23 protein-coding genes are annotated in these 23,795 nt (G+C 50.4%); 21 read left to right on the forward strand and 2 right to left on the reverse strand.

The features are described from left to right. The 19 genes from yfmH (at position 1) to ACFQ2I_RS09165 (ending at position 19,465) form a co-directional block, all read left to right on the forward strand. Positions 1-1,290: an EF-P 5-aminopentanol modification-associated protein YfmH gene (gene yfmH / locus ACFQ2I_RS09075; protein ID WP_377563702.1), complete on the forward strand. Its 1,290-nt coding sequence runs from the start codon at positions 1-3 to the stop codon at positions 1,288-1,290. Beyond that, positions 1,287-2,033: an elongation factor P 5-aminopentanone reductase gene (ymfI, locus tag ACFQ2I_RS09080; protein WP_377563703.1), complete on the forward strand. Its 747-nt coding sequence runs from the start codon at positions 1,287-1,289 to the stop codon at positions 2,031-2,033. The genes yfmH and ymfI overlap by 4 nt, the downstream gene beginning before the upstream one ends. A 101-nt stretch (positions 2,034-2,134) precedes the next feature. Next, positions 2,135-2,386 (forward strand): DUF3243 domain-containing protein, encoded by a 252-nt coding sequence (locus tag ACFQ2I_RS09085; protein ID WP_377563704.1) that lies wholly within the window; start codon positions 2,135-2,137, stop codon positions 2,384-2,386. 225 nt (positions 2,387-2,611) lie between these two features. Then, positions 2,612-3,379 carry a DUF3388 domain-containing protein gene (locus ACFQ2I_RS09090; RefSeq protein ID WP_377563705.1) on the forward strand — a complete coding sequence of 256 codons (768 nt, stop codon included), beginning with the start codon at positions 2,612-2,614 and terminating at the stop codon, positions 3,377-3,379. Positions 3,380-3,408: 29 nt separating this feature from the next. Further along, on the forward strand, positions 3,409-4,287 hold the full coding sequence (locus ACFQ2I_RS09095) for a helix-turn-helix domain-containing protein (protein WP_377563706.1): 879 nt from the start codon (positions 3,409-3,411) through the stop codon (positions 4,285-4,287). A gap of 28 nt (positions 4,288-4,315) precedes the next feature. Then, positions 4,316-5,644 (forward strand): 30S ribosomal protein S12 methylthiotransferase RimO, encoded by a 1,329-nt coding sequence (gene rimO, locus ACFQ2I_RS09100; RefSeq protein ID WP_377563707.1) that lies wholly within the window; start codon positions 4,316-4,318, stop codon positions 5,642-5,644. Continuing rightward, positions 5,641-6,216 (forward strand): CDP-diacylglycerol--glycerol-3-phosphate 3-phosphatidyltransferase, encoded by a 576-nt coding sequence (gene pgsA, locus ACFQ2I_RS09105; RefSeq protein ID WP_377563708.1) that lies wholly within the window; start codon positions 5,641-5,643, stop codon positions 6,214-6,216. Before rimO ends, pgsA begins: the two co-directional genes overlap by 4 nt. Before the next feature lie 100 nt (positions 6,217-6,316). Then, positions 6,317-7,600 (forward strand): competence/damage-inducible protein A, encoded by a 1,284-nt coding sequence (locus ACFQ2I_RS09110; RefSeq protein ID WP_377563709.1) that lies wholly within the window; start codon positions 6,317-6,319, stop codon positions 7,598-7,600. 239 nt (positions 7,601-7,839) lie between these two features. Beyond that, positions 7,840-8,892: a recombinase RecA gene (gene recA, locus ACFQ2I_RS09115; RefSeq protein ID WP_377563710.1), complete on the forward strand. Its 1,053-nt coding sequence runs from the start codon at positions 7,840-7,842 to the stop codon at positions 8,890-8,892. Between the two features lie 63 nt (positions 8,893-8,955). Next, a complete protein-coding gene (locus ACFQ2I_RS09120; protein WP_377563712.1) occupies positions 8,956-9,633 on the forward strand; it encodes a RecX family transcriptional regulator in 678 nt (225 codons plus the stop codon). 245 nt (positions 9,634-9,878) lie between these two features. Beyond that, complete coding sequence (rny, locus tag ACFQ2I_RS09125) at positions 9,879-11,423, forward strand: ribonuclease Y (protein WP_377563714.1); 1,545 nt, start codon at positions 9,879-9,881, stop codon at positions 11,421-11,423. 68 nt (positions 11,424-11,491) lie between these two features. Next, on the forward strand, positions 11,492-12,286 hold the full coding sequence (locus tag ACFQ2I_RS09130) for a TIGR00282 family metallophosphoesterase (protein WP_377563715.1): 795 nt from the start codon (positions 11,492-11,494) through the stop codon (positions 12,284-12,286). A gap of 83 nt (positions 12,287-12,369) precedes the next feature. Continuing rightward, a complete protein-coding gene (locus ACFQ2I_RS09135; protein ID WP_006036664.1) occupies positions 12,370-12,630 on the forward strand; it encodes a stage V sporulation protein S in 261 nt (86 codons plus the stop codon). Positions 12,631-12,741: 111 nt separating this feature from the next. Continuing rightward, positions 12,742-13,683, forward strand: coding sequence for a dipeptidase (locus ACFQ2I_RS09140; RefSeq protein WP_377563717.1), 942 nt, complete (start codon positions 12,742-12,744; stop codon positions 13,681-13,683). A gap of 186 nt (positions 13,684-13,869) precedes the next feature. Next, entirely contained in the window at positions 13,870-15,603 is a 1,734-nt protein-coding gene (locus tag ACFQ2I_RS09145; RefSeq protein WP_377563718.1) for a 2-oxoacid:acceptor oxidoreductase subunit alpha, read from the forward strand. A 1-nt stretch (position 15,604) separates the two neighbouring features. Beyond that, positions 15,605-16,471 carry a 2-oxoacid:ferredoxin oxidoreductase subunit beta gene (locus ACFQ2I_RS09150; RefSeq protein ID WP_377563719.1) on the forward strand — a complete coding sequence of 289 codons (867 nt, stop codon included), beginning with the start codon at positions 15,605-15,607 and terminating at the stop codon, positions 16,469-16,471. A gap of 102 nt (positions 16,472-16,573) precedes the next feature. Then, complete coding sequence (gene pduL / locus ACFQ2I_RS09155; protein ID WP_377563720.1) at positions 16,574-17,146, forward strand: phosphate propanoyltransferase; 573 nt, start codon at positions 16,574-16,576, stop codon at positions 17,144-17,146. Between the two features lie 210 nt (positions 17,147-17,356). Continuing rightward, positions 17,357-18,949: a tRNA (N6-isopentenyl adenosine(37)-C2)-methylthiotransferase MiaB gene (gene miaB / locus ACFQ2I_RS09160; RefSeq protein WP_377563721.1), complete on the forward strand. Its 1,593-nt coding sequence runs from the start codon at positions 17,357-17,359 to the stop codon at positions 18,947-18,949. A gap of 24 nt (positions 18,950-18,973) precedes the next feature. Further along, on the forward strand, positions 18,974-19,465 hold the full coding sequence (locus tag ACFQ2I_RS09165) for a RicAFT regulatory complex protein RicA family protein (RefSeq protein WP_377563722.1): 492 nt from the start codon (positions 18,974-18,976) through the stop codon (positions 19,463-19,465). A gap of 118 nt (positions 19,466-19,583) precedes the next feature. On the opposite strand, the gene ACFQ2I_RS09170 is transcribed toward ACFQ2I_RS09165, so the two are convergent. Then, positions 19,584-20,174, reverse strand: coding sequence for a biotin transporter BioY (locus ACFQ2I_RS09170; protein WP_377563723.1), 591 nt, complete (start codon positions 20,172-20,174; stop codon positions 19,584-19,586). A 127-nt stretch (positions 20,175-20,301) separates the two neighbouring features. On the opposite strand from ACFQ2I_RS09170, the gene ACFQ2I_RS09175 reads away from it, so the two are divergent. After that, the gene (locus tag ACFQ2I_RS09175; protein WP_377563889.1) at positions 20,302-21,129 is read left to right on the forward strand and encodes an ATP-binding cassette domain-containing protein; all 828 of its coding nucleotides are present in this window, start codon (positions 20,302-20,304) and stop codon (positions 21,127-21,129) included. Beyond that, a complete protein-coding gene (locus ACFQ2I_RS09180) occupies positions 21,122-22,882 on the forward strand; it encodes an ATP-binding cassette domain-containing protein (protein WP_377563724.1) in 1,761 nt (586 codons plus the stop codon). The genes ACFQ2I_RS09175 and ACFQ2I_RS09180 overlap by 8 nt, the downstream gene beginning before the upstream one ends. A 282-nt stretch (positions 22,883-23,164) precedes the next feature. Here ACFQ2I_RS09180 and ACFQ2I_RS09185 read toward each other — a convergent pair whose 3' ends face one another. After that, a complete protein-coding gene (locus tag ACFQ2I_RS09185; protein ID WP_377563725.1) occupies positions 23,165-23,791 on the reverse strand; it encodes an HAD-IA family hydrolase in 627 nt (208 codons plus the stop codon). Between the last annotated feature and the right edge of the window lie 4 nt (positions 23,792-23,795).

The following is a 23,795-nucleotide window of genomic DNA, read 5'->3' on the forward strand; positions in this document are numbered from 1 at the left end:
ATGGAGACTTTATCCTATAAGCATGTAGAGGAAACGTTGTACCGTGAAGTGCTCGATAATGGATTGGAAGTAATCGTCCTGCCAAAAGAAGGCTTTCACAAAACCTATGCCACCTTCTCGACGAAATACGGTTCAATCGACAATGAGTTTGCGGTGGAGGGGCAGCAGGCTGAACGAGTGCCAGACGGGATTGCTCATTTTCTAGAGCATAAGATGTTTGAAGAGCCGGAAGGAGATGTTTTTGCTGTATTTGCTTCCCAAGGCGCTTCCGCCAATGCATATACCACATTTGACCGAACGGTATACTTGTTCTCGGCAACTGAGAAAATATACGAAAACCTGGAGACACTAATCAATTTTGTGCAAAATCCATATTTCACAGACGAAAATGTAAACAAAGAGAAGGGCATTATCGAGCAAGAAATTAACATGTATCGAGATAATGCGGACTGGCGTGTATACTTCGGATTAATTGACGCCCTTTACCATCATCATCCCGTTCACATCGACATAGCGGGTACGGTAGATTCCATCTACCAGATCGACAAGGAGACGTTGTACCACTGCTATGAGACCTTCTATCATCCCTCCAACATGTTGCTCTTCGTTGTCGGCGGCGTTGAGGCGGAAGAAGTATTCCGACTAGTGAAGAGGAATCAAGCAGCGAAATCCTTCAAGCCGCAAGGAGAAATACATCGCTACTTCCAGGATGAGCCGACTAGCGTGAAAATTCCGCGTAAAGTGTCGCAGCTTCCGGTCTCATTGCCCAAATGCATGATCGGATTCAAGGAAAAGCATGCAGCTGCGGGGAGCGGTAAGGAGCAGCTTCGCCGGGAAATTGCAACGAAGCTCATGCTAGAGACGTTAATCGGACCAAGCTCTGCGCTATATCAACATCTGTACGAACAGAGTCTGATCTCTGATTCCTTCGGACACGAATATAACGCTGGCAAGGGCTATGCCTTCTCTGTCATGGGCGGTGATACACAAGATCCTGATGTGCTGATTGACGCGATTAAAACGGCTATACAGGAAGCGAAGTCCTCCGGTGTTCCTGAGGCGGTGTTTCAACGAGCGAAGAAGAAAAAAATCGGTAGTTATTTGCGTATGCTCAATTCCCCTGAGTCTATAGCAGGCGAGTTCACCAGATACCGCTTCAGGGACAACGATATGTTCGATGTGCTGGCCTGTTACGAGAATTGCACGTTAGACGAAGTGAATGAACGACTGAGAGAGTTGTTCGACTTCGAACAGATGGCCGTATCCATTGTAGAGCAGTCTGCGAATTGAAGACATTAAAGGAAACAACAGTATTGATTACCGGGGGAAGCCGCGGCATCGGAGCTGCCATAGCGAAACGATTCGCCGCGGAAGGGGTCAATATCGTCATTCATTATTTGAATTCACATGAGAAAGCGAATGAAACGGCACGCAAATGCATGGCGCTGGGCGCCAATGTCATGACAATCTCTGCGGATTTGCGTTCATACGATCAACTGCTTCGCATGCGCGACAAACTGGCTTCGCATGGCGTGAGACCGGATGTGCTGGTCAACAATGGAGGGATCTCCCACTATGGCCTGTTGGCGGATGTAACAGAGCAGGAATGGGATAACGTCATGGCTGTCAATTTGAAAGGCATGTTTTTGGCTTCCCAGCTATTCATGCCGCATATGATCAGCCAGAGATATGGCCGAATTATTAACGTCTCTTCCGTATGGGGGCTGTCCGGAGCATCTTGCGAGGTATTGTACTCCACGACGAAAGGCGGCATGAACGCATTCACCAAAGCGCTTGCCAAGGAATTGGCACCTTCAGGCGTAACAGTGAATGCGGTCGCTCCCGGAGCGGTGGATACTGAGATGTTGGAGAATTTCGATGCGACAGAACGTGCTGCGCTGGAACAGGAAATTCCAGTAGGGAGATTTGCTTCCACTGAAGAAATCGCCTCGCTTGTTTATTTTTTGTCGCTACCGGAATCCTCGTACATTACCGGACAGATTATAAGTCCTAACGGAGGGTGGCTTACCTAGTGACACTGCTCCGCTAATAACCCGCATATTCGCTTCGCAATCCGTACATACTAACACTGTTGATGATTCTTTTCCAACACCACAATAGGAGGCGAAGAGACATGTCAACTGTCCTTTCCAAGTTCGAGACATGGAAGCATTTTTTGAAGGATCGAGTTGCGCAAGGTAAAAAAATCGGCTTAACTGATGAGACGATTGCTAACCTGGCGTTCGAAATTGGCTCATTCCTTGATGAGAAGGTTGATCCCCAAAACGATGAAGAACGTGTCTTGAAACAGCTTTGGGATGTAGGCGATGAAGCGGAACGTAAAACGATAGCGGGGCTGATGGTCAAGCTCGTGGACAAATCGTAGCTCTAATACGACCATGCATATTGGATGCACGCTCGTATGCAATTTATTGGTGAAAAATGAGAAAAGCCTCCCTGATGGAGGCTTTTCTGCCATGATTGAGGTCATTTGCAGGAACGTGACGAAAATTGTAGAATAGACAAGTAAGCAGTATGTAAATGAATGCTGCACAATGCACTTCTTTTCCTTTATAATAAATGATGACAAAGCGATAGGCGGTGAAATCAATTGGAACAAAAAATGTGGTACATGGAATACAAAATACATAAAAACCGCCCAGGCCTGCTTGGAGACATCGCCTCATTGCTTGGGATGCTTGAGGTCAACATTATGACCATCAATGGCGTCGAAGACCGGACAAGAGGCATGCTATTACAAACAAATGATGACGAGAAAATTGAGCTGCTCGGGAAGATGTTGAAGAAAGTAGACAATATTACAGTTAATAAGCTTAGAACTCCTACGATAGTTGACATTCTGGCCGTTCGTCATGGTCGCTACATTGAACGCGATTCCGATGACCGCAAAACATTTCGGTTCACAAGGGACGAACTTGGCTTGCTTGTCGACTTCCTTGGCGAGGTGTTCAAGCGCGAAGGCAACCACGTAATCGGTCTACGCGGAATGCCACGCGTCGGGAAGACAGAGTCGATTATTGCGGGAAGCGTGTGCTCGAACAAGCGCTGGACGTTCGTGTCATCCACTCTGCTTCGCCAGACGGTTAGAAGCCAATTGTCAGAAGAAGAGATGGACCACAATAACATCTTCATTATCGATGGTATTGTGAGCACGATTCGCTCCAACGAGAGGCATCACGGCTTGCTGCAGGAAATTATGACCATGCCATCAACCAAGGTTATCGAACATCCCGACATATTTGTGAAGGAATCTCATTACGATTACAGTCATTTCGACATCATCGTCGAGCTTAGGAACACGCCAGATGAAGAGATTACGTATGAAACCTTTACATCCCACTACTCAGACGAATTTTAACACCCATCTCATCGGAAGGAGGCCTATCCATGTCAGAACTCGGCGCGATGCTTCGTAAAGCAAGAGAAGAGCGGAACTTATCTCTTGATGATATACAAGAATTGACCAAGATTAGAAAACGCTACCTAGAAGCGATCGAATCCGGAGATTATCGAGTGCTGCCCGGCAATTTTTATGTGCGTGCGTTTGTTAAGAATTATTCGGAGGCAGTAGGGTTAGATGCGGACGAAGTGCTTCGTTATTATCAGCATGAGGTTCCCGCAGTCGCGCAAGCCGAACAGTCCAATGAGCCCCTTCCTGCAAGAAAACCCCAGCGCATCAAATCGCCCGCTTCCGAAAAACTTGGAAAAGTCGGGTTTAATTTGTTAATGTGGTCCTTTCTCATTTTAATCGTCGCTGTCGTGTGGTATTATGCTCTAAACAACAATACAGATTCTCCGGAGAAAGTAGGCAATACGCCATTCACCGACGAGACGAATTCACCTCAGTCGGGGGGAGGGGATAATGACGTTACTTCCGGAGAGCAGACACCAACAGCAACGGTTAATCCGACACCAGTACCGACACCAGTACCGGCTACCGTCACGTTGAGCGGAAATTCTGACTCCGTCGATACATACGATATCGGTCCTGCTGGCATCCTGCGTAAAGTGGAGTTGAGACTGGCCGGCCGTACTTGGCTGGAAGTGTATGAAGGCAGCAATAAAAGCGGGAAAAGGCTTTATTATGCAAATGCGAGCAAAGACGATGTGCTCACATACGATTTGTCCGGGAACATTTACATTCGAACCGGTCGAGCCGATTATACCGAGATTACGGTAGACGGCGTGCTTGTTCCCGATGGTGATCGGGGAGGCTCTAAGTCACTGTTGTTGCGTCCCCTGACAGATGCAAGCGGGGAAGAATAGGAACTCAGAAGGGATTGGAACAAAGGGAATGACAGAACGAGTTAAGGTAGTCACTTTAGGATGCGAGAAAAATCTGGTCGACTCTGAGATCATGTCCGGTCTTATTCATGGACGAGGCTTCAAGCTTGTTGAGGAGCCCGAGGAGGCCACGGTTATTATTGTGAATACTTGCGGCTTCATCGATGCGGCCAAGGAAGAGTCCGTCAACACGATATTGAATATGGCTGACTTGAAGGAAACGGCACGGTTGAAAGCATTGATCGTATCTGGTTGTCTGACACAGCGGTATAAGCAGCAGTTGATGGAGGAGATGCCGGAAATTGACGGTATTGTAGGCACTGGAGATTTCCATCATATCAATGAAATCGTCGACGAAGCGCTGCGCGGCAAGAAGCCGATACGGGTGGGCAATCCCGTATTTAACTATGAGGAAAGCCTGCCGCGAGTCGTAACGACGCCTCGCTATACTGCTTACGTGAAAATTGCGGAGGGCTGCGATAACGCCTGCACCTTCTGCAGCATTCCGATCATGAGGGGCAAATTCCGTAGCAGATCTATGGAGTCCATTGTGTCGGAGGCGCGTCAGCTGGCGTCGCAAGGGGTAAAGGAGATTAGTCTGATCGCTCAGGACTCCACGAATTACGGAACGGATTTGTACGATACGTTCATGCTTCCGGAGCTTCTGCAGCGCGTAAGCGAGGTGGAAGGAGTCCAGTGGGTACGTCTTCATTACGCCTATCCCGGATTTTTCACCGACGAATTGATAGAGACGATCGCATCCAATCCGAAAATATGCAAATACATTGATATTCCGCTTCAACACAGCGTGGATCGTATACTGAAGCGCATGCGTAGACCGGGAAGGGAAAAAGATGCGCGAGAACTTATTTCCAAAATACGTCGATCCATACCCGACGTAGCCGTTCGGACAAGTCTCATTGTAGGGTTTCCTGGTGAGACGGAGGAAGACTTCAATGCGTTATGCGAATTCGTGAAGGAAATGAAATTCGACAGGCTTGGCGTCTTCGCTTATTCCAGCGAAGAAGATACGCCTGCTGTCAGACTGCCGGATCATGTGCCGGATGACGTGAAGGAATGGCGTGTCAATACGCTAATGGAGCTTCAGCGCATCGTCTCCAGAGACAACAGCAGTCGCTTCGTCGGCAAAGAATTAGATGTCCTTGTCGAGCGATACGATGGCCGAAGCGATGTGTATATCGGTCGATCCATGTACGATGCGCCGGAAATCGACGGAGAAGTTTTTATTTCAAACTGCCGAACTGAGATCGGATCTATTGGCAAGGTTCGGATCACACATGCCTACGAGTTTGACCTCTCTGGGGAGGGAATTGCGTGAATTTGCCGAATCGAATAACGCTGGCCAGAATTTTTCTCGTTCCGGTCATTATGTTCTTCCTGCTCGTGCAATTTGATTTGGGCACACTGCGTATTTCCGATTTTGCGATTACTTACAATCAGATTGTAGCAGCCCTTATTTTTATAATTGCAGCCAGTACTGACGGACTGGACGGATATATTGCGCGTAAGAACAAGCTGGTCACTAATCTGGGCAAGCTGCTTGATCCGCTAGCGGACAAGCTGCTTGTCGCGGCGGTGCTGATCTCGCTTGTGGAGATGGATAAGCTGAATTCGCTGATCGCCATCGTTATCATCAGCCGTGAGTTCGCTGTAACAGGATTGCGCCAGATCGCTTTACTGGAGGGGTCCGTGATGGCAGCCAGCAAATGGGGGAAATGGAAGACTGCCATTCAGATTACAATGATTGTCGCCTTGCTGCTCAACAACTTCCCGTTCGCGCTGATTCACTTCCCGTTCGATGTCATTGCAAGCTGGATCGCCGCAATTATTACGGTCTACTCGGGCATTGATTACTTCATCAAGAACAAGCATCTCATTCCTGTAGAGTAATCATCGGAAGCACTTCTGCTAATCTAAGTGACAGAAGTGCTTCTTGCCTGTCTTGTTGGGATTGCCATAGATATAACGCTAATTTGGATGGAGGCTGACGATGAGGGCGGAAATGATAGCAGTAGGCACGGAATTATTGCTGGGACAAATTGTGAATACAAATGCTAGAGATATATCTCGCAAGCTTGCTGAGCTGGGCATTGATGTATACTTCCAAACGGTAGTGGGCGACAACAGGCAGCGGCTTCGTCAAGCGATCGAAATTGCGAGAAGCAGGGCGGATCTGTTGTTGTTCACAGGGGGGCTGGGACCGACCCAGGACGATCTGACCAAGGATGTGCTGGGAGAATACTTGAATCGCAAGCTTATCATTCACGAGCCTTCCATGGCCGTCATCGAGGAGATGTTCGCTTCCCGCGGAATCGAGATGGTCGAAAGCAACCGCCGTCAGGCGCTGATGCTGGAGGACAGTCATCCCCTTGAGAATACGGTAGGCCTTGCCGTCGGCAATGCGCTGGAAGCGGACGGTACCATGTATATCTTGCTGCCCGGTCCGCCAAGAGAGATGAAGGCGATGCTGGAAGGCGCCGCATCGGAATGGCTAACGGCCATGCTAGGGGAGTCCCGGCCGCTCTACTCCCGCTTGCTTAAGTTCGCCGGCATCGGCGAATCCAGCCTGGAGGAGCGATTGATTGATCTGATTCAAGGGCAGAGCGATCCTACTCTTGCGCCTTATGCCAAGGAAGGCGAGGTGGCGATTCGGGTATCCACGAAGTCGACCGATCCTGCAGAAGCTGACGGAAGGCTTGATGAGGCTATCGGGGAGATTCGCAGAAGGCTGGGCGACCATCTGTATGCCGAAGAAGATGTGCCGATTGAGGAAGTGATCGTTCGCCTCCTAAGAGCCTCCAGACGCCGTCTGGCAAGCGCAGAAAGCTGCAGCGGCGGATTGTTCGCCGAGCTTGTTACAAGCGTTCCTGGAAGCAGCGGCGAGTTCGTAGGCGGCGTTGTCACGTATACGAATGAGATGAAGCACAAGCTGCTTGGCATCCCGATGGAGCAACTGGAGGGCGAAGGAGCCCCTGGAGCGGTAAGCGAGTCTACGGCAGCGATGATGGCCGAGCGCGTGATGGACATAGCCGGCGCGGATTACGGTATCTCGCTGACGGGTGTTGCGGGTCCGGCTCCGTCGGAAGGAAAGCCTGTGGGACTAGTCTACTTCGGCATCGCGGAGCGGGGGAAGGATACGGTCGTTCACACGACTCATCTCAGCGGAGACCGCAGCTCTATTCGGCTGCGAGCTGTCAAGGCTGTGCTATATCGGCTCTGGCAGTCGCTTAGGAACAGCAGTGATAACGGTGTCGGGGAACCGTCCGAATCATAGAACGAGCGCACCCTATACGATAAATTTTCCATTTTCGGGTTGTCGTGAGGGCTAAATGCCGCTATACTTATAGGTAATTATCGGAAGAACCGTGGCGAGGATTACTTTGCTGCGGTTTTTTTTATTCTCTTGTTGGAGGAGGACGGTGATAATTTTACGAATGTTTGTTCGAAAAACTATTGGCAACAGCTTCGAAAAGAGGTATCATACTAATATAAATCATGAAGGATGTGAATGGATTGAGTGATCGTCGCGCTGCGTTAGACAACGCTCTTCGTCAAATTGAAAAGCAATTCGGCAAAGGCTCTATCATGAAATTAGGTGAATCGGGACATATGCAAGTGGAAACCGTGCCTAGCGGCTCGCTTGCTTTAGATATTGCCCTCGGCATAGGGGGATTTCCGCGGGGAAGAGTTATTGAGGTATACGGACCGGAGTCTTCCGGTAAGACGACAGTTGCGCTTCACGCAATTGCAGAGGTGCAGCGCGCAGGCGGACAAGCTGCCTTCATAGACGCAGAGCATGCGCTTGATCCGTTATACGCCAGCAAGCTGGGCGTCAACATTGACGAGCTGCTGTTGTCCCAGCCGGACACGGGCGAGCAAGCGTTAGAGATAGCGGAGGCTCTCGTGCGCAGCGGCGCTGTGGACATCGTTGTTGTGGACTCTGTTGCGGCGCTTGTGCCGAAGGCGGAGATAGAGGGAGATATGGGAGATTCTCATGTGGGTTTGCAGGCTCGGCTCATGTCCCAGGCGTTGCGCAAGCTATCCGGCGCAATTGCGAAGTCCAAGACGATCGCCATCTTCATTAACCAGCTGCGGGAGAAGGTTGGCGTCATGTTCGGCAATCCGGAGACGACGCCTGGCGGACGGGCTCTGAAATTCTATTCCAGCGTCAGGCTGGATGTTCGGAGAATTGAGACCTTGAAGCAGGGCAACGATATGGTGGGCAACCGTACGCGCATCAAAGTCGTGAAGAACAAGGTGGCCCCTCCTTTCAAGCAAGCGGAAATCGATATAATGTACGGCGAAGGAATCTCCAAGGAAGGCAGCATCATCGACATTGGCGTGGAGATGGACCTCGTGCAGAAGAGCGGTGCATGGTTTTCTTACGAAGGAGAGAGATTAGGGCAAGGACGGGAGAATGCGAAGCAATACTTGAAGGATCATCCCGAAGTGACTTCTCAGATTGAGACGAAGATTCGGGAAGCCAGCAATTTGGGCGTAATCGCTCCGGGAGCGAAGCTCTCTGAAGATCAAGACGAAGAAGACGTACTCGGAGATTTGCTGTAATAGATCGCCGCTCCCGCTGCTTGGGAGCGGTTTTCATTTTGTAGGAGAAGGAGCTGGTGAGCATTGAGGGAAGGCGGAAGGCTGGAGGACTGGATCATTGTCAGTGTACGCCCCCAGAAGAAGGACAGGAAGCGGTACGACATTTATATTGGAGAGGAAGAACCGGTATTAACTGTTCACGAGGATATTCTTATCCGCTATCGTTTGATGAAAGGCGGGGTATTGCAGGATGAACTGTTATCGGAGATTAAGCGGGAGGATGAACGATTCGAAGCCTATCGCAAGGCCGTCGCCTACTTGGGGGCCAAGCCGCGCACTAGAAAGCAGCTTCATCAGTATTTGGAGCGCAAAGAGCTGGCAAACGAGCACATAGAATATGCACTGGACCGTTTGGAACGGGAAGGGCTTGTCGATGATGTACAATATGCGCAGCTATTCGCTGAAAGCAGAATGAGAAGCAGTCTGAAGGGAAGGCTGATGATTCGGCAGGAGCTGAGCATGCGTGGAGTATCCAAATCAGCTGCATTGGAAGCAGTATCCGCGATTTCGGAAGAAGAGGAAATAGCGGCGGCGAATAAGCTGGCAGAGAAGAAGTGGAGAAGCTTGAAGGGCGCTGAAGCGGAGCGACGTCGTAAGCTGATGGGCTTTTTACTGCGTCGCGGTTTTCCGGGCCATATTGTTAAAGAGGCGATAAAGTCTGTCAATCAGGGAGATGATGAGCAATGGGAAGACGACATTTAAGACCAATTCCGCTTGTTCCTCATCCTCCTTCGATAACCCGACAGCCGTTTATGCTTGACAATTGAATTTATGAAAAGATAAAATGATGATGTATTCCTTCTATATTTGAATCGATTTTTCTTCCAAAAGTTGATTCAAATCGGATTATTTCGTCAAATGGCGTAAGATGAAACGGTATGGAACCGGTTAAAACCTAATATCATCCCAAGCAATGCCTTGGTGTATGCAGCAAGGAGGTGAACAAGATGGATGACTTTTGGATCTTACTCTTGGTTTCAATCCTTGTTGGCGCAATTTTCTTTGGGATTGGTTATTTTATTCGAAAGTCCATTGCCGAGGCGAAAATTTCAAGTGCCGAACAAGCCGCAGTTCAAATTGTTGAGAATGCAAAGAAGGAAGCGGAGGCACAGAAAAAAGAAACCGTACTTGAGGCGAAAGACGAAGTCCACAGACTACGATCTGAAGCTGAAAAGGACATTCGTGAGCGACGCAATGAAGTGCAGCGTCTAGAAAGACGTCTGCTTCAGAAGGAAGAGTCGCTGGATAAGAAATTAGATGCGCTAGAACGCAAAGAAGAAACTGTAGCCAGCAAGGAGAAAAGAATCGAAGAAACACAAGAGCAGATTGATTCCATCTATAAGCAGCAGCTTAGCGAGCTAGAGCGGATTTCCAACTTGACAATGGAAGAAGCGAAGAACATCATTCTTACCAATGTTGAGCAGGAAGTTCGTCATGAAACGGCTCAGATGATCAAAGAAATTGAACAGAATGCGAAGGAAGAAGCGGACAAGAAGGCACGTGATATTATCTCGCTTGCCATTCAACGTTGCGCCGCGGATCATGTGGCTGAGACGACCGTATCGGTAGTCACTTTGCCGAATGAAGAGATGAAGGGGCGCATTATTGGACGCGAGGGCCGGAATATTCGTGCGCTGGAAACATTGACCGGTATCGATCTGATTATCGACGATACGCCGGAAGCGGTCATATTGTCCGGATTCGATCCTATTAGACGCGAAATTGCCCGTACGTCTCTGGAGAAGCTGGTCGCTGACGGACGTATTCATCCCGCCCGAATTGAAGAGATGGTAGAGAAGTCGCGCAAGGAGATCGATGAACGTATCCGCGAGTATGGTGAACAAGCGACGTTCGAGGTCGGCGTGCACGGCTTGCATCCTGATCTGATCAAAATATTGGGCCGCTTGAAGTACCGGACAAGCTACGGTCAGAATGTGCTGAAGCATTCCATGGAGGTTGCCTATTTAACGGGTCTGATGGCTGCCGAGCTTGGCGAGGATGTAACGCTGGCCAAGCGTGCAGGCTTGATGCACGATATAGGCAAGGCGCTTGACCATGAGGTGGAAGGCTCTCATGTGGAGATCGGCGTTGAACTGGCGAAGAAGTACAAGGAGCATCCCGTTGTCATCAATAGTATCGCTTCTCATCACGGCGATACGGAGGCTACTTCAGTTATCGCTATGTTGGTCGGCGCAGCAGACGCACTGTCAGCCGCAAGACCAGGCGCTCGTCGCGAGACGCTGGAAACTTATATTAAGCGTCTGGAGAAGCTTGAGGGTATTACGGAATCGTTCGAAGGTGTGGAGAAATCTTATGCCATTCAAGCCGGACGCGAGGTTCGCGTCATGGTTCAACCGGAGAAGATTGACGACACGGAAGCGTTCCGTCTTGCTCGCGACATTACGAAGAAGATCGAGAGTGAACTGGATTATCCGGGACATATTAAGGTCACCGTTATTCGTGAGACGCGTGCTGTTGAATATGCGAAGTAATTGCCGAGAGAAGTGGCTGGTATCAGCCACTTCTTTCGTATTAATAATGATGTAAGGAAGTGTAAGGAATGAAGGTGCTGTTTATTGGCGATATTGTCGGAAATGCGGGACGGGATGCGGTCAAGCGTGTGCTGCCGTCATTGCGTGAAAAGTACAATCCCCACATTATTATTGCCAACGGGGAGAATGCAGCGGCAGGCAGAGGTATTACACGGAAAATTGCCAGCGAGTTTTTTGAATGGGGAATTCATGGCATAACGATGGGCAATCACACATGGGACAACAGGGACTTGTTCGAATGGATTGACGATGAGCCCCGTCTCGTCCGCCCGGCCAACTTCGCACCGGAAGCTCCGGGGCAAGGCATGGCGATGATAAAGGCGGGCGGCAAGCAGTTGGCGATCATCAATTTGCAAGGGAGAGCGTTCTTGCCGCCCAACGATTGTCCGTTCCGCAAGGCGGATGAACTGGTTGAGCAAGCGCGGGAGAAGACGAAAGCGATACTCGTCGACTTCCATGCGGAAGCGACATCGGAGAAAATTGCGATGGGCTGGTATCTGGACGGGCGCGCTTCATTCGTCGTCGGTACGCATACGCATGTGCAGACGAATGACGATACGATCCTTCCAGGCGGCACAGCCTATTTGACGGATTCCGGGATGGTGGGTTCTAAGGAAGGTGTGCTGGGTATGCAGCGTGATTCCGTTTTGTATAAATTTAAAACCGGATTGCCAGCGCGTTTTGTCGTAGACGAGGGTAAGTGGCACTTGCATGGCGCTTTTGTGCAAATTGACGAAGCGACCGGGAAGGCCGAACGTCTGGAGAAAATCCGTATGACGGAGGAAGATTGGTTGTTGCTATAGCAAGAAAGAAGGAATTTTTCTACCTCTCTCGAATAGTATTTTAAAAGTGGAGTCCATCCAACATTCCAGGGGAGGTACTTTTCATGGATGTATTAAAGGTATCAGCAAAGTCCAATCCCAACTCCGTAGCAGGGGCATTGGCCGGAGTTCTTCGCGAACGCGGCGGCGCCGAATTGCAGGCAATTGGGGCAGGCGCCCTTAATCAGGCGATAAAAGCCGTTGCGATTGCGAGAGGATTTGTCGCTCCAAGCGGTGTGGATCTGATTTGCATACCGGCCTTCACCGATATTGTCATTGACGGTGAAGACAGAACGGCAATCAAGCTAATTGTCGAGCCGCGATAGCAACATGAAGAGAGACCGATCGCGAGAATGTTTCCTAGAGAGCGGAAGCCTTCACCTGTTTACAATGTAGACAGGTTTTTTTGCTATGCGAATAATGAGGAGGGGTTGGAAGTGCGGAGCATCGATTTTCATTGTGATGTATTGAGCAAGCTGTTGAAGCATCCGGATAAGGAATTTCAAGGAGAGGGCAGTGCCGGGCTTGACGTCACTTGCGAGCGCCTGAAACAGTCCGATGCCTTGCTGCAGACGTTCGCCGTCTTTATCTCGCCCAAGCTTGGCGGACGTATTGAGCCGATATTGGAATCCATATCGTTGTTCCGAACGAAGGTGCTGGCTGCTGAAGGATTCCATGAGGTTAGGAGCGCGGCGGATCTTAAGCACTGTCTGGACACGGGGAAGATTGGCGCCTTGTTGTCATTGGAAGGTGTTGACGGTCTTCAGGGTCATATATGGCTGCTGCCGTTGCTGTATGAACTAGGAGTGCGGGCGGCAGGCATAACCTGGAACAATGCCAATTGGGCAGCGGACGGCATTATGGAGAGAAGAGGCGGCGGGCTGACGGAAGCGGGAAGGCAATTCGTTCAGACGTGCAACGAGCTTGAGATTATCGTTGACGTCTCCCATCTGTCTGAACGTGCATTCTGGGATGTGCTCGCAGTATCCGATCGCCCGATCATAGCTTCCCATTCCAATGCTCGCACGATATGCGATCATCCCCGCAACTTGACAGACTCGCAGATTCGAGCCCTCATCGAATCCGGCGGCATGATTGGCGTCACTTATGTTCCATGGTTTACAGCGGAAGGTGACGGGGTAACGATTCAGCAACTTCTGCTTCATATTGAGCATATATGCGAGCTTGGCGGAGAGCGGCATATTATGCTGGGCTCGGACTTTGACGGCATCGACAGCTACATAGATGGACTAGCCCATCCGGGCGATCTTCCGGCGCTGCGGGAGGCGATGCTGAATAACTACTCTTCTGCCCATACGGAAGCCTTCCTGTCAGGCAATGCTCTGCGATATCTGCATCAGCAATTGCCACAGAAGTAGCAGGCTCATCCCATCTCATTAGGGTATAGGAATGATCGAAACAAACTATGCTTTAAAACGTCGCAGACATCTTGCATTATGCCCCATGGAAACATAAAATTGTTGTGACTATTCTCGCTTCTATTATATAATGGTTTGAAATGTCGGTTTATTGAGATTTCATGAAAAAAAGAGGAGATGGGCAATTTGATTAGTCAATTGTCATGGAAAATCGGCGGTCAGCAAGGTGAAGGCGTTGAGAGCACCGACCGGATTTTTTCCACGGCGTTAAACCGTTTAGGTTACTATTTATATGGATATCGTCATTTTTCGTCTCGTATTAAGGGCGGACATACGAACAATAAAATTCGAATTAGTACGGAGCCGATCAGGGCCATCTCAGACGATCTTGATATTCTGGTAGCGTTCGATCAGGAAAGCATTGATCTCAATGCCGGTGAGCTTCGGATGGGTGGCGTCATTGTAGCGGATGCGAAATTCAATCCTGTCGTGCCGGAAGGCATCGATGCCAGACTGTTCCCGGTTCCTATTACGAAGCTAGCTGAAGAGCTCGGTACTTCTCTAATGAAGAATATGGTAGCTTCCGGCGCTTCCTGGGCACTGCTCGGCTTGCCGCTTGATGTATTCAACGGAGCGGTGGAAGAGGAGTTCGGCAGGAAGGGCAGAGCGATAGTCGATAAAAATATTGAAGCGGTGAAGCTTGGATCCGACTATGTGTTGGACCTAGCGGGTGGACCGCTGGACGACTTCAAGCTTCAACAAGCAGACGGCAAGCAGAAATTGTTCATGATCGGCAATGAAGCGATAGGTCTAGGCGCCATTGTGGCGGGATGCCGTCTCATGTCGGCTTATCCCATTACGCCAGCTTCGGAAATTATGGAGTATCTCATTAAAAAGCTGCCCAAATTCGGCGGTACTGTCGTGCAGACGGAAGATGAAATCGCGGCAGTCACGATGGCGATCGGCGCTAATTACGCCGGCGTACGCACGATGACGGCTTCAGCCGGCCCCGGCTTGTCCTTGATGATGGAGGCAATCGGGCTGGCGGGCATGACGGAGACTCCACTTGTCATCGTAGATACGCAGCGCGGCGGCCCTTCCACGGGATTGCCCACGAAGCAGGAGCAATCCGATCTGCTTGCTATGGTATATGGAACACATGGCGAGATTCCGAAAGTGGTCATCGCCCCCGCTTCGATCGAGGATTGCTTCTACGATACAATTGAGGCGTTCAACTTGGCTGACCAATATCAAGTGCCGGTCATAGTGATGACGGATCTCCAGCTGTCACTAGGCAAACAGTCCTGTGAGCCGCTGGATTACAATCGTATTCAGATTAATCGCGGCAAGCTTGTGCAGGACGTTCCGGAGTTGGAGGACAAGGAGCTGTTCAAGCGCTATGCGGTTACCGAAGACGGTGTCTCGCCGCGCGTATTGCCGGGCGAGAAGGGCGGTCTTCACCATGTAACCGGCGTCGAGCATGACGAGACGGGACGTCCGTCCGAGAATGCGAATAACCGCCGACGTATGATGGATAAGCGACTTAGTAAGCTAAATGGACTGTATATAAGAGAAGGGTTGCGCACGGATGCGCCGCATGTCTCTCCCGACTTGCTTATTATTGGAATGGGCTCTACGGGAGGAACGATCGACGCCGCCAGAGAACGACTGAACAATGATGGAGTAACTAGCAATCATATAACGGTTCGTCAAATTCATCCATTCCCGAGCGAACAATTAAAGCCATATATTAATGCAGCGAAGCAAGTGGTCGTCATGGAAAATAATGCAACCGGTCAGCTCGCAGGTCAGATTAAGATGCACGTCGGTTACGGGGACAAAATCAAAAGCTTGTTGAAATACGATGGCAATCCGTTCTTGCCGCAGGAAGTATACCAAGCATGCAAGGAGCTGATCTAAGATGGCTACATTCAAGGAATTCCGGAACAATGTGAAACCGAACTGGTGTCCGGGCTGCGGTGATTTCTCCATACAAGCCGCCATACAACGTGCAGCAGCCAATGTCGGTCTGGAGCCGGAGGATGTAGCGGTCATCTCTGGCATCGGCTGTTCGGGTCGGATATCCGGATATATTCATGCCTACGGCTTCCATGGCATTCACGGCAGGGCGCTGCCTATCGCACAAGGCGTGAAACTTGCCAACCGCGAGCTGACCGTTATCGCTTCAGGAGGCGACGGCGACGGATTCGCGATCGGCATGGGCCATACCGTACATGCGATCCGACGTAATCTCAACATCACTTATATTGTCATGGACAATCAAATATACGGTCTGACGAAGGGACAGACATCGCCGCGCAGCGGTGAAGGCTTCAAGACCAAGTCGACGCCGCAGGGCTCAATTGAGTCTACGCTGTCTCCGCTTGAAATTGCTATGTCGGCAGGAGCCACCTTCGTGGCACAATCATTTTCAAGCGACTTGAAAGGCTTGACTAGCTTGATCGAGCAGGGCATTCAGCATGACGGGTTCTCCCTTATCAATGTGTTCAGCCCCTGTGTAACGTTCAACAAAGTCAATACGTATGATTGGTTCAAAGAAAACATTGTGAAGCTGGAAGACTTCCCGGATTACGATCCAGCCAACCGAATGATGGCCATGAACAAAATCATGGAGACGGAAGGCATGCTGACAGGACTCATCTATCAGGATAAATCGCGCAGATCGTATGAGAATCATATTCCGGGCTTCAAGGATCAGGCGCTTGCCAAGCAGAATCTTGACATGACAAAAGAAGAATTCAATCAGCTTGTTGCTGAATTCAAATAAATGATATGATAGGCATATGGTTCAGCATGAGGCCGTATGCCTTTTTTGCGATATAATTGGAAATATGAAATCATCAGAACAGGAAATGGAGCGTGCAGCATCATGGAAAAAAAAGTGCCGGTAGGCGTATCAGCAAGACACATTCATCTGTCTGAGGAGCATGTCGCGATATTGTTCGGCGAGGATTATAAGCTTACGGAGATGAAGCCGTTGTCTCAACCTGGCCAATACGCAGCAAATGAAACTGTAGCGGTTGTCGGTCCGAAGGGATCGTTCAATAAAGTGAGAATACTGGGTCCAACCCGCAAGGCGACACAGCTGGAGGTATCCCGTACAGATGCATTCGCGCTTGGCGTCAAGCCGCCAGTGCGAGAATCGGGCGATATCGCGGGATCGGCGGGTATAACGATACAAGGACCTGCGGGAGAAGTGACCATCGAAGAGGGGGTCATAGTAGCTGCGCGTCATATCCACTTTCATACCGAAGATGCAGCGCGCATGGGCGTACAAGACAAGCAAAGGCTTCGTGTGCGTGTAGGTGGCGACCGTGGCGTCATATTCGAGAATGTGGTCGCCCGCGTATCGGAGCAGTACGCGCTGGATATGCATATCGATACGGATGAGGCGAACGCTGCAGGTGTGAATAACGGCGATCTGGCCGATATTGTTGATTAATAAGGAAGGGATCGGGGCTGCGGCAACATGTCGCAGCCTTCTTGTATACATAAAGCGCAAGTTAAAGTTCCGGGGAAGCCAGCAATGTGCCGAATGAAGATGCGGCTTTTTCATAGCCATGCATGGATTACAAGCGACCATAATGGTATAATCAATATTGTCTGTTTACAAGTTGGAAATTTCGGCTACAAAAAGAGGGGCGTGAAACTGGTGAACAAGAAAGCGACTGCATTAGCGGGTACGGAATCTTCAAAGTCCGGCAAGGACTACTCCAAGTATTTCGACTTCTCCAGTGCGAAGGTCGTTCGTGAAGAGGAAGGAAAGACGACATACCGGATTAGCGGACGCGAGATTACAGTCAACTCCGCTCCTTCCTATAGAGAAGAGAAGAAGAGGGGCAAGGAAGAAGTACAGGTGCATTACGACTTCTCGATTCCTGAAGGGCTTCGACGTTTCGGAGAAGGCCGCTATTACTTGATCTATACGTACGGATGTCAGATGAACGAGCACGATACCGAAGTGATGAAGGGCATGTTCGAGGAGATGGGCTATAAGGCGACGGAAGATCGTCATCAGGCGGATGTCATTTTGTTGAACACCTGTGCGATTCGCGAGAATGCGGAAGACAAGGTGTTCGGCGAGCTGGGACATTTGAAGGGGCTTAAGACGGAGAAGCCAGATTTGCTATTAGGCGTATGCGGTTGCATGTCGCAGGAGGAATCCGTCGTTGGTCGCATTCTGCAGAAGCATGCTTTCGTAGACATCATATTCGGCACGCATAATATCCACCGTCTGCCTGCTCTGCTTCAGGAAGCTTACTTCGGCAAGGAAATGGTCGTCGAGGTATGGTCGAAGGAAGGCGACATCATCGAGAATATGCCGAAGAAGCGGGAAGGAATGCGCGCATGGGTCAACATCATGTACGGCTGCGACAAGTTCTGTACGTATTGCATCGTGCCGTATACGCGCGGCAAGGAGCGCAGCAGGCGTCCCGAGGACGTAATTGCCGAAGTGCGCGAGCTTGCGCGGCAAGGCTATAAGGAGATTACGCTTCTGGGCCAGAACGTCAACGCTTACGGCAAGGATTTCGAAGATATCCAGTACCGGTTCGGGGATCTGATGAAGGATATGTCCCGGATCAACATTCCACGCATTCGGTTCATGACGAGTCATCCGCGCGACTTCGATGACCACTTGATCGAAGTGTTGTCTACCGGAGGCAATCTGGTAGAGCATATTCATCTGCCGGTGCAATCCGGCAACTCGGATATACTGAAGCGAATGAGTCGGAAATATTCCCGTGAGCTGTTCTTGGAGCTGGTAGGCAAAATTAAAGCGGCCATTCCCAATGCAGTGCTGACAACGGATATTATCGTCGGATTCCCGGGAGAGACCGAGGAGCAATTCAAGGATACGTTATCGCTTGTGGAGGAAGTCGGCTTCGACTCCGCCTACACCTTTATCTACTCGCCTCGAGAAGGCACGCCTGCGGCAGGTATGGAAGACAATGTTCCCGAGGAAGAGAAGAAGCAGCGTCTTCACAGGCTGAACAGCCTGCTGGCGGCCATCGCGCGCGAGAAGAATGAAGAGCTGTGCGGACAGATCGTGGAAGTGCTGATTGAAGGCGAGAGCAAGAACAATTCCGAGATGTTGTCCGGTCGTACCCGTAGCAACAAGCTGGTGCATCTGCCGGGACCGAAGGAATGGATTGGCCAGTTCATTCAGGCCCGTGTAACGGATGCGCAGACTTGGTATATTAAAGCAGAACCAACGCAATTAGCTCAAGATGAAGCCGTAAGTTAACGGTATATATAGGAGAGATGACAGATGGCAGAGCAACAATTGAAGGCAGAACACGAGCATGACGCAGTATGCAGTCATGGCGGCGGCAAGTCCGATATGCCCTCTATTCATTCCCGCGATGTGATCGTGAAGGAAGATATTATGACGAAGGCCAAAGAACTGTCGGAAGCGATATTCCGTTCGGAGGAAGTGCAGCAGTACAGGCTGGCGGAAGCTCAGATTAACGGCAATACGCGCATACAGGGATTAATCGCGCAAATAAAGAAGAAGCAAAAAGAAGCTGTCGCCTTCGAGAAAACGTTCAAAAATCCGGATATGGTCAAGAAAATAGAAGGTGAGATGGAGGCTTTGCAAGACGAGCTGGACGGAATTCCAATCGTTACGCAATTCCAGCAAAGCCAGGCAGATATCAACTATTTGCTCCAATTGGTCGTATCCATCATTCGTGATACGGTATCGGAAAAAATAAATGTTGAAAATGCTGTCGCTCCCGATCCGGAAACTTGCAGCGATTAGGCTTGAATGCGCGCAACTATAAAGAAGCCGCTTGCTCGTATCGGGGTATCCCGATACGGCAAGCGGCTTTTGTTTACCTGGGCCGCCTATCTTTGGAAGGTCTTCGGTAGCGGACTTCTCAATTTGATGGTTTTGCCGAGGAGCGGATTTTCACGATCTGCGGTGTTAAAGTTAACGCGACGATGACCCCGACAACGGATTTGATCGCATCTCCGGGCAGAAACGGATAGAAGCCTGCGGCAAGTCCTTTCGAAAGCGAAAAATCCAACACGTGCATCATCCAAGGCACACCTGGAACGTAAGTGAGCAGGGAGCCGAACACCTCGAGCAAGAGGAACAATGCGAGAAATGATAGCAATTTGTTAGCGCGCAGCTTGTCATTGTCCAGCCACTTGCCGACACCGATGCTGATTAACATTGCACAGATTGGGAATGCGGCAATAAAACCACCAGTATAACCCAATAAATGCGAGATTCCACCCTTGCCGCCAAAAACGTTAAGTCCCATAGCACATAGAATGATGACGATAAATATGCTGGCGAATGCATCGCGAGGACGTAGAAATAAGCCGGCTAAAATGACGGCAAGTGTCTGCAATGTAATTGGAATTTGGGTAAAGTTGAGTTTCATCTGCTGCATGCTGAACAATATAAACAAGGCAGCGAATAATGCGGTGTAGACCAGTGAACGGATATTGATGCTCTTCATTTCTAATTTCGTCTCCTTTATGTATTGCATAATAATTGTTAACCAATTAATATATAATTTAAGTTAACAAATTGGATTGTAGCATAGACTTGCGATTATGGGAAGAGTTAAGGAGAAAATAATAGTGATGGATGTTGTGCGTTTAAAAAACGTAAGTTATGTACCGGAAACCTACACGAATGAAGCGGGACCGGAATTGTTAAGGGATATTAATCTTACGATTAGAGCTGGAGAATGGGTCACGTTGCTCGGCTTGAATGGTAGCGGGAAGAGTACGCTTGCCGGAGTAATCGCAGGGCGATTGAAGAAGGGGATTACAGGAGAGAGGGAGATAGGCTGGTTACAGAACGGATTCCTTCCGATTGTGATGCAGCAGCCCGATGCCGGCATCATCGGAGGCACTGCCTGGGAGGATGTCGTACTGTTGCTGGAGCAATTCGGCGCTCCCCAGGAAGAGATCATTCCACGAGCAGAGCGCGCGCTGACGCAGCTTGGTCTTGGAACGGTGATGAAAGAGTCGATACATACGTTGTCGGGAGGGCAGAAGCAGCTTGCGGCTATTGCCGGATGTCTGGCGGTGGAAGCTTCTCTGCTCCTATTGGATGAGGTGACTTCCATGCTTGATGCGGAAGCTTCCGAATACGTATTGCGGCGTGTGAGAAAACTGCATGCAACAGGCACAACTGTGATATGGGTGACGCAGAAGACGGAGGAATTGCTCTCCGACGATCGTGTACTTGTAGTGGCTGATGGCGGTATCCGATATGACGGTAAGGCAGGAACGCTGTTCCGCGAATCTGGCTCGAGCGGTTATGAGCGGTTGGTGAGACAGCTGGGAATGCCTGCGCCGTTCGCAGCCCAAGCGGCATGGGAGCTTCAGAAGCGAGGAATCGAGCTGGAGCCGTTCCCATTCACCCCTCAGCAGCTGTTGGAGGCGGTGAACCAATATGGGTGATTGGTCGCTGCGGCAAGTATCGGTAGCGGGAGAAGATAATCAGGATGTCATTCTACGTCGCATCAATCTAACAATAAAGGCCGGAGAAATCAAGCTCATTGTGGGACATAACGGTGCCGGGAAATCGACGCTTCTGGAGACGCTGGCGGGGCTTCGCCCGTTAGCTGAAGGATCAATTATGTTGAACGGCAAAATGTTATGGCGGGAAGGAAAGTGGAGGAAGCAGCTGGACCGCGATGTGATCTTGTCGCTCGGTATCGCACTCCAGCATTCCGAAGCGCAATGGTTCGCTACTACTGTTAAGGAGGAGTTGCTATACTCGCTTCGTCCTTACAAGCTGGAACGGGCCGAAGAAGAGCAGAGAATTGTAGACGCAATGATGCAGTTAGGGCTGTCCATGAAGCTACTATCGCGCGATCCGTGGTCGCTTAGCGGCGGACAGCAGCGAAGGCTGTCATTGGCCTGCCTGCTGGCGTGCAGGCCGGACTGGCTGCTTCTAGATGAGCCGACGGCGGGACTTGACGCTGAAGGCGTAGGTCGTCTGCGCGGCATACTGGCGGCACATAAGGCGGCGGGGAGAGGCGCAGTCATCGTGACGCACGATCTGGAAGCACTGCTTCCGCTTGCGGATTCCGTCGTTATTGTCACTGACGGTAAGATTCGTCAAGCGGCTTCTGTCGACATCGCCGGGCAATTGGCATCGGCTTGGGTTCCACAAGCATGGCGAACGGAAGCGCTGCTTCGCGAGGCGGAATTATTGCCGCCGACGAGGGATGAATCATGGAGCGGCAGCTCCGCTGTACAGCCCATATCGTCAGCGGAATTGGCGGAGGCGCTTGCTCCGATGCTGATAGATCGCAAGACGAGGGCTGACACGGCAGACGATGGCAGAGATGCGGGAACAAAGAAAGGAGAGAAGGATAAAGTCCTGGAGAATGAGGGCGTGAGTTGCGCGACGAAGCATGATGATGATACGATGCGGATCACTGAAGATACCCCGGATCGCAAGCCGATGTGGCTGCGGCCCGATACGTTTGACCCTCGCGCACTGCTTATCGCGAACATGCTGTTGGTTGCTGGAGTGTTGATGGCCAATGGATTGCCGGATTTATTTTTTGCTGCCGGCGTCGTTATATTGTTCATAATGCCTCTATGGCGGCTTATTGCTGCTTGGAACGGCATCATTCGTGGATTTTGTTTGTTCATTGTTACGCTCACTTTTATTGCTGGTTTATCGCTGCAGCCCCTTGGGTTCAGCTGGAAGGATGCAGAGCCAGCCTTTATTCGACTTGGTGGCATGCTCCTTATGATGGTGCTCGGCATGCCATTATTGAAGCTAATGACGCCCCTCCGTTTGCAGCGTGCCATTGAGCAAACATTCGGTTGGATGAGCAGATTTCATGTTCCTGTTCATACGTTTGCACTACTCATTACGTTGATTTTCCGCTTTATCCCGATCTTAATCGGGGAATGGGGCAGGTTCGCCAAGCTGGCACATGCCAGAGGGAAAGCGACAACGACAGTCGGCTCGATCCCGCTGCGGATGCTAAGATCTGTTATGCTGCCGTTTCTGCGGTCGATACTGCGTCTAGCGGAGGAAATGGCTGACGCTTTGGAAGCTCGCGGGTATGGACATGTGAAGACCGCTCCTGTATACGGCTTCCGTCTTCAGCTTGGTTATTGGGATGCGCTGATTGTTGCAATCGCCTTGCTGGGATTGTCGGTCATGTACATTGTGTGCAAATGGCTGTAGCAGTGATAGGTTAAGACATGAACGTGAATGCGGCACACATTGGAGTGCGGAAAAGGTGGATATGAGGCGAGATAAAGTATGTGGCATACATTGGAGTGCCGAAAAGGTAGATATGAGGCGAGATAAAGTATGTGGCATACATTGGAGTGCCGAAACGGCGGATATGAGGCGAGATAAAGTATGTGGCATACATTGGAGTGCCGAAAAGGTGAATATGAGATGAGGTAGCGTTTGCGACATACACTGGTGCGGGAGGGCAAGCACAATGGCTTGCCCTCATCGTCAAGCCTGGCCGCCGGAAGCCAATCGCTTATCCATTAGCGACAGCCAGACGCCTTCGGGATCAGCCAGCATACTCTGCCAGCCGACAGAGCGGGCAATCTCCAGATTGCCCGGCTTGTCGTCGACGAACAATATCGGCGATCCGGAAGGCAGCAGTGCCGCCATATGATGGAAGATGGCGGCATCCGGCTTTTTCATCGCTACTTGACTGGAGATGACGGTATGTCCGATAGAGGGGCGAATCCGATTGAGCAACGGTTGAAGCCATATCTCGATATGATTGCTAAGAATATGTATATCCGCCGACCTGCTCCATGTCTCCAGCTTGCCCATGGCCGGCAGCGGCTGCAAGCACCTATAGAGGAAGGATTCGCATAGCTCCTTGACGAGCGACGGCGATTGCGCTTCAAGCCACTCCCAGAATTGCTGTTCCGTTATTTCTCCAATCCAAAGCTTCTCGCTAACTTCCTTTCGGTACAGTTTATATATCTCATTCTGACCAGAGGGAATGCCCGCAGCCTCCGATACCAACTCCCAAAATACGGGCGACAAGTTACTGGCAAGTACGCCTCCGACATCCAAAACGAGTTGCAAACGGGGATGCTTCACCGTTATTGCTTCTTCCATAACC

This window comes from Paenibacillus chungangensis (assembly GCF_042675905.1).
Taxonomy (GTDB): domain Bacteria; phylum Bacillota; class Bacilli; order Paenibacillales; family Paenibacillaceae; genus Pristimantibacillus; species Pristimantibacillus chungangensis.

What these genes read in the sequence shown, in the direction of transcription:
- yfmH (WP_377563702.1), top strand. Translation starts at nt 1, where the DNA reads ATGGAGACTTTATCCTATAAGCATGTAGAGGAAACGTTGTACCGTGAA.
- ACFQ2I_RS09085 (WP_377563704.1), top strand. Translation starts at nt 2,135, where the DNA reads ATGTCAACTGTCCTTTCCAAGTTCGAGACATGGAAGCATTTTTTGAAG.
- ACFQ2I_RS09095 (WP_377563706.1), top strand. Translation starts at nt 3,409, where the DNA reads ATGTCAGAACTCGGCGCGATGCTTCGTAAAGCAAGAGAAGAGCGGAAC.
- rimO (WP_377563707.1), top strand. Translation starts at nt 4,316, where the DNA reads ATGACAGAACGAGTTAAGGTAGTCACTTTAGGATGCGAGAAAAATCTG.
- ACFQ2I_RS09110 (WP_377563709.1), top strand. Translation starts at nt 6,317, where the DNA reads ATGAGGGCGGAAATGATAGCAGTAGGCACGGAATTATTGCTGGGACAA.
- rny (WP_377563714.1), top strand. Translation starts at nt 9,879, where the DNA reads ATGGATGACTTTTGGATCTTACTCTTGGTTTCAATCCTTGTTGGCGCA.
- ACFQ2I_RS09130 (WP_377563715.1), top strand. Translation starts at nt 11,492, where the DNA reads ATGAAGGTGCTGTTTATTGGCGATATTGTCGGAAATGCGGGACGGGAT.
- ACFQ2I_RS09135 (WP_006036664.1), top strand. Translation starts at nt 12,370, where the DNA reads ATGGATGTATTAAAGGTATCAGCAAAGTCCAATCCCAACTCCGTAGCA.
- ACFQ2I_RS09150 (WP_377563719.1), top strand. Translation starts at nt 15,605, where the DNA reads ATGGCTACATTCAAGGAATTCCGGAACAATGTGAAACCGAACTGGTGT.
- pduL (WP_377563720.1), top strand. Translation starts at nt 16,574, where the DNA reads ATGGAAAAAAAAGTGCCGGTAGGCGTATCAGCAAGACACATTCATCTG.
- ACFQ2I_RS09165 (WP_377563722.1), top strand. Translation starts at nt 18,974, where the DNA reads ATGGCAGAGCAACAATTGAAGGCAGAACACGAGCATGACGCAGTATGC.
- ACFQ2I_RS09170 (WP_377563723.1), bottom strand. Translation starts at nt 20,174, where the DNA reads ATGAAGAGCATCAATATCCGTTCACTGGTCTACACCGCATTATTCGCT.
- ACFQ2I_RS09175 (WP_377563889.1), top strand. Translation starts at nt 20,302, where the DNA reads ATGGATGTTGTGCGTTTAAAAAACGTAAGTTATGTACCGGAAACCTAC.
- ACFQ2I_RS09180 (WP_377563724.1), top strand. Translation starts at nt 21,122, where the DNA reads ATGGGTGATTGGTCGCTGCGGCAAGTATCGGTAGCGGGAGAAGATAAT.
- ACFQ2I_RS09185 (WP_377563725.1), bottom strand. Translation starts at nt 23,791, where the DNA reads ATGGAAGAAGCAATAACGGTGAAGCATCCCCGTTTGCAACTCGTTTTG.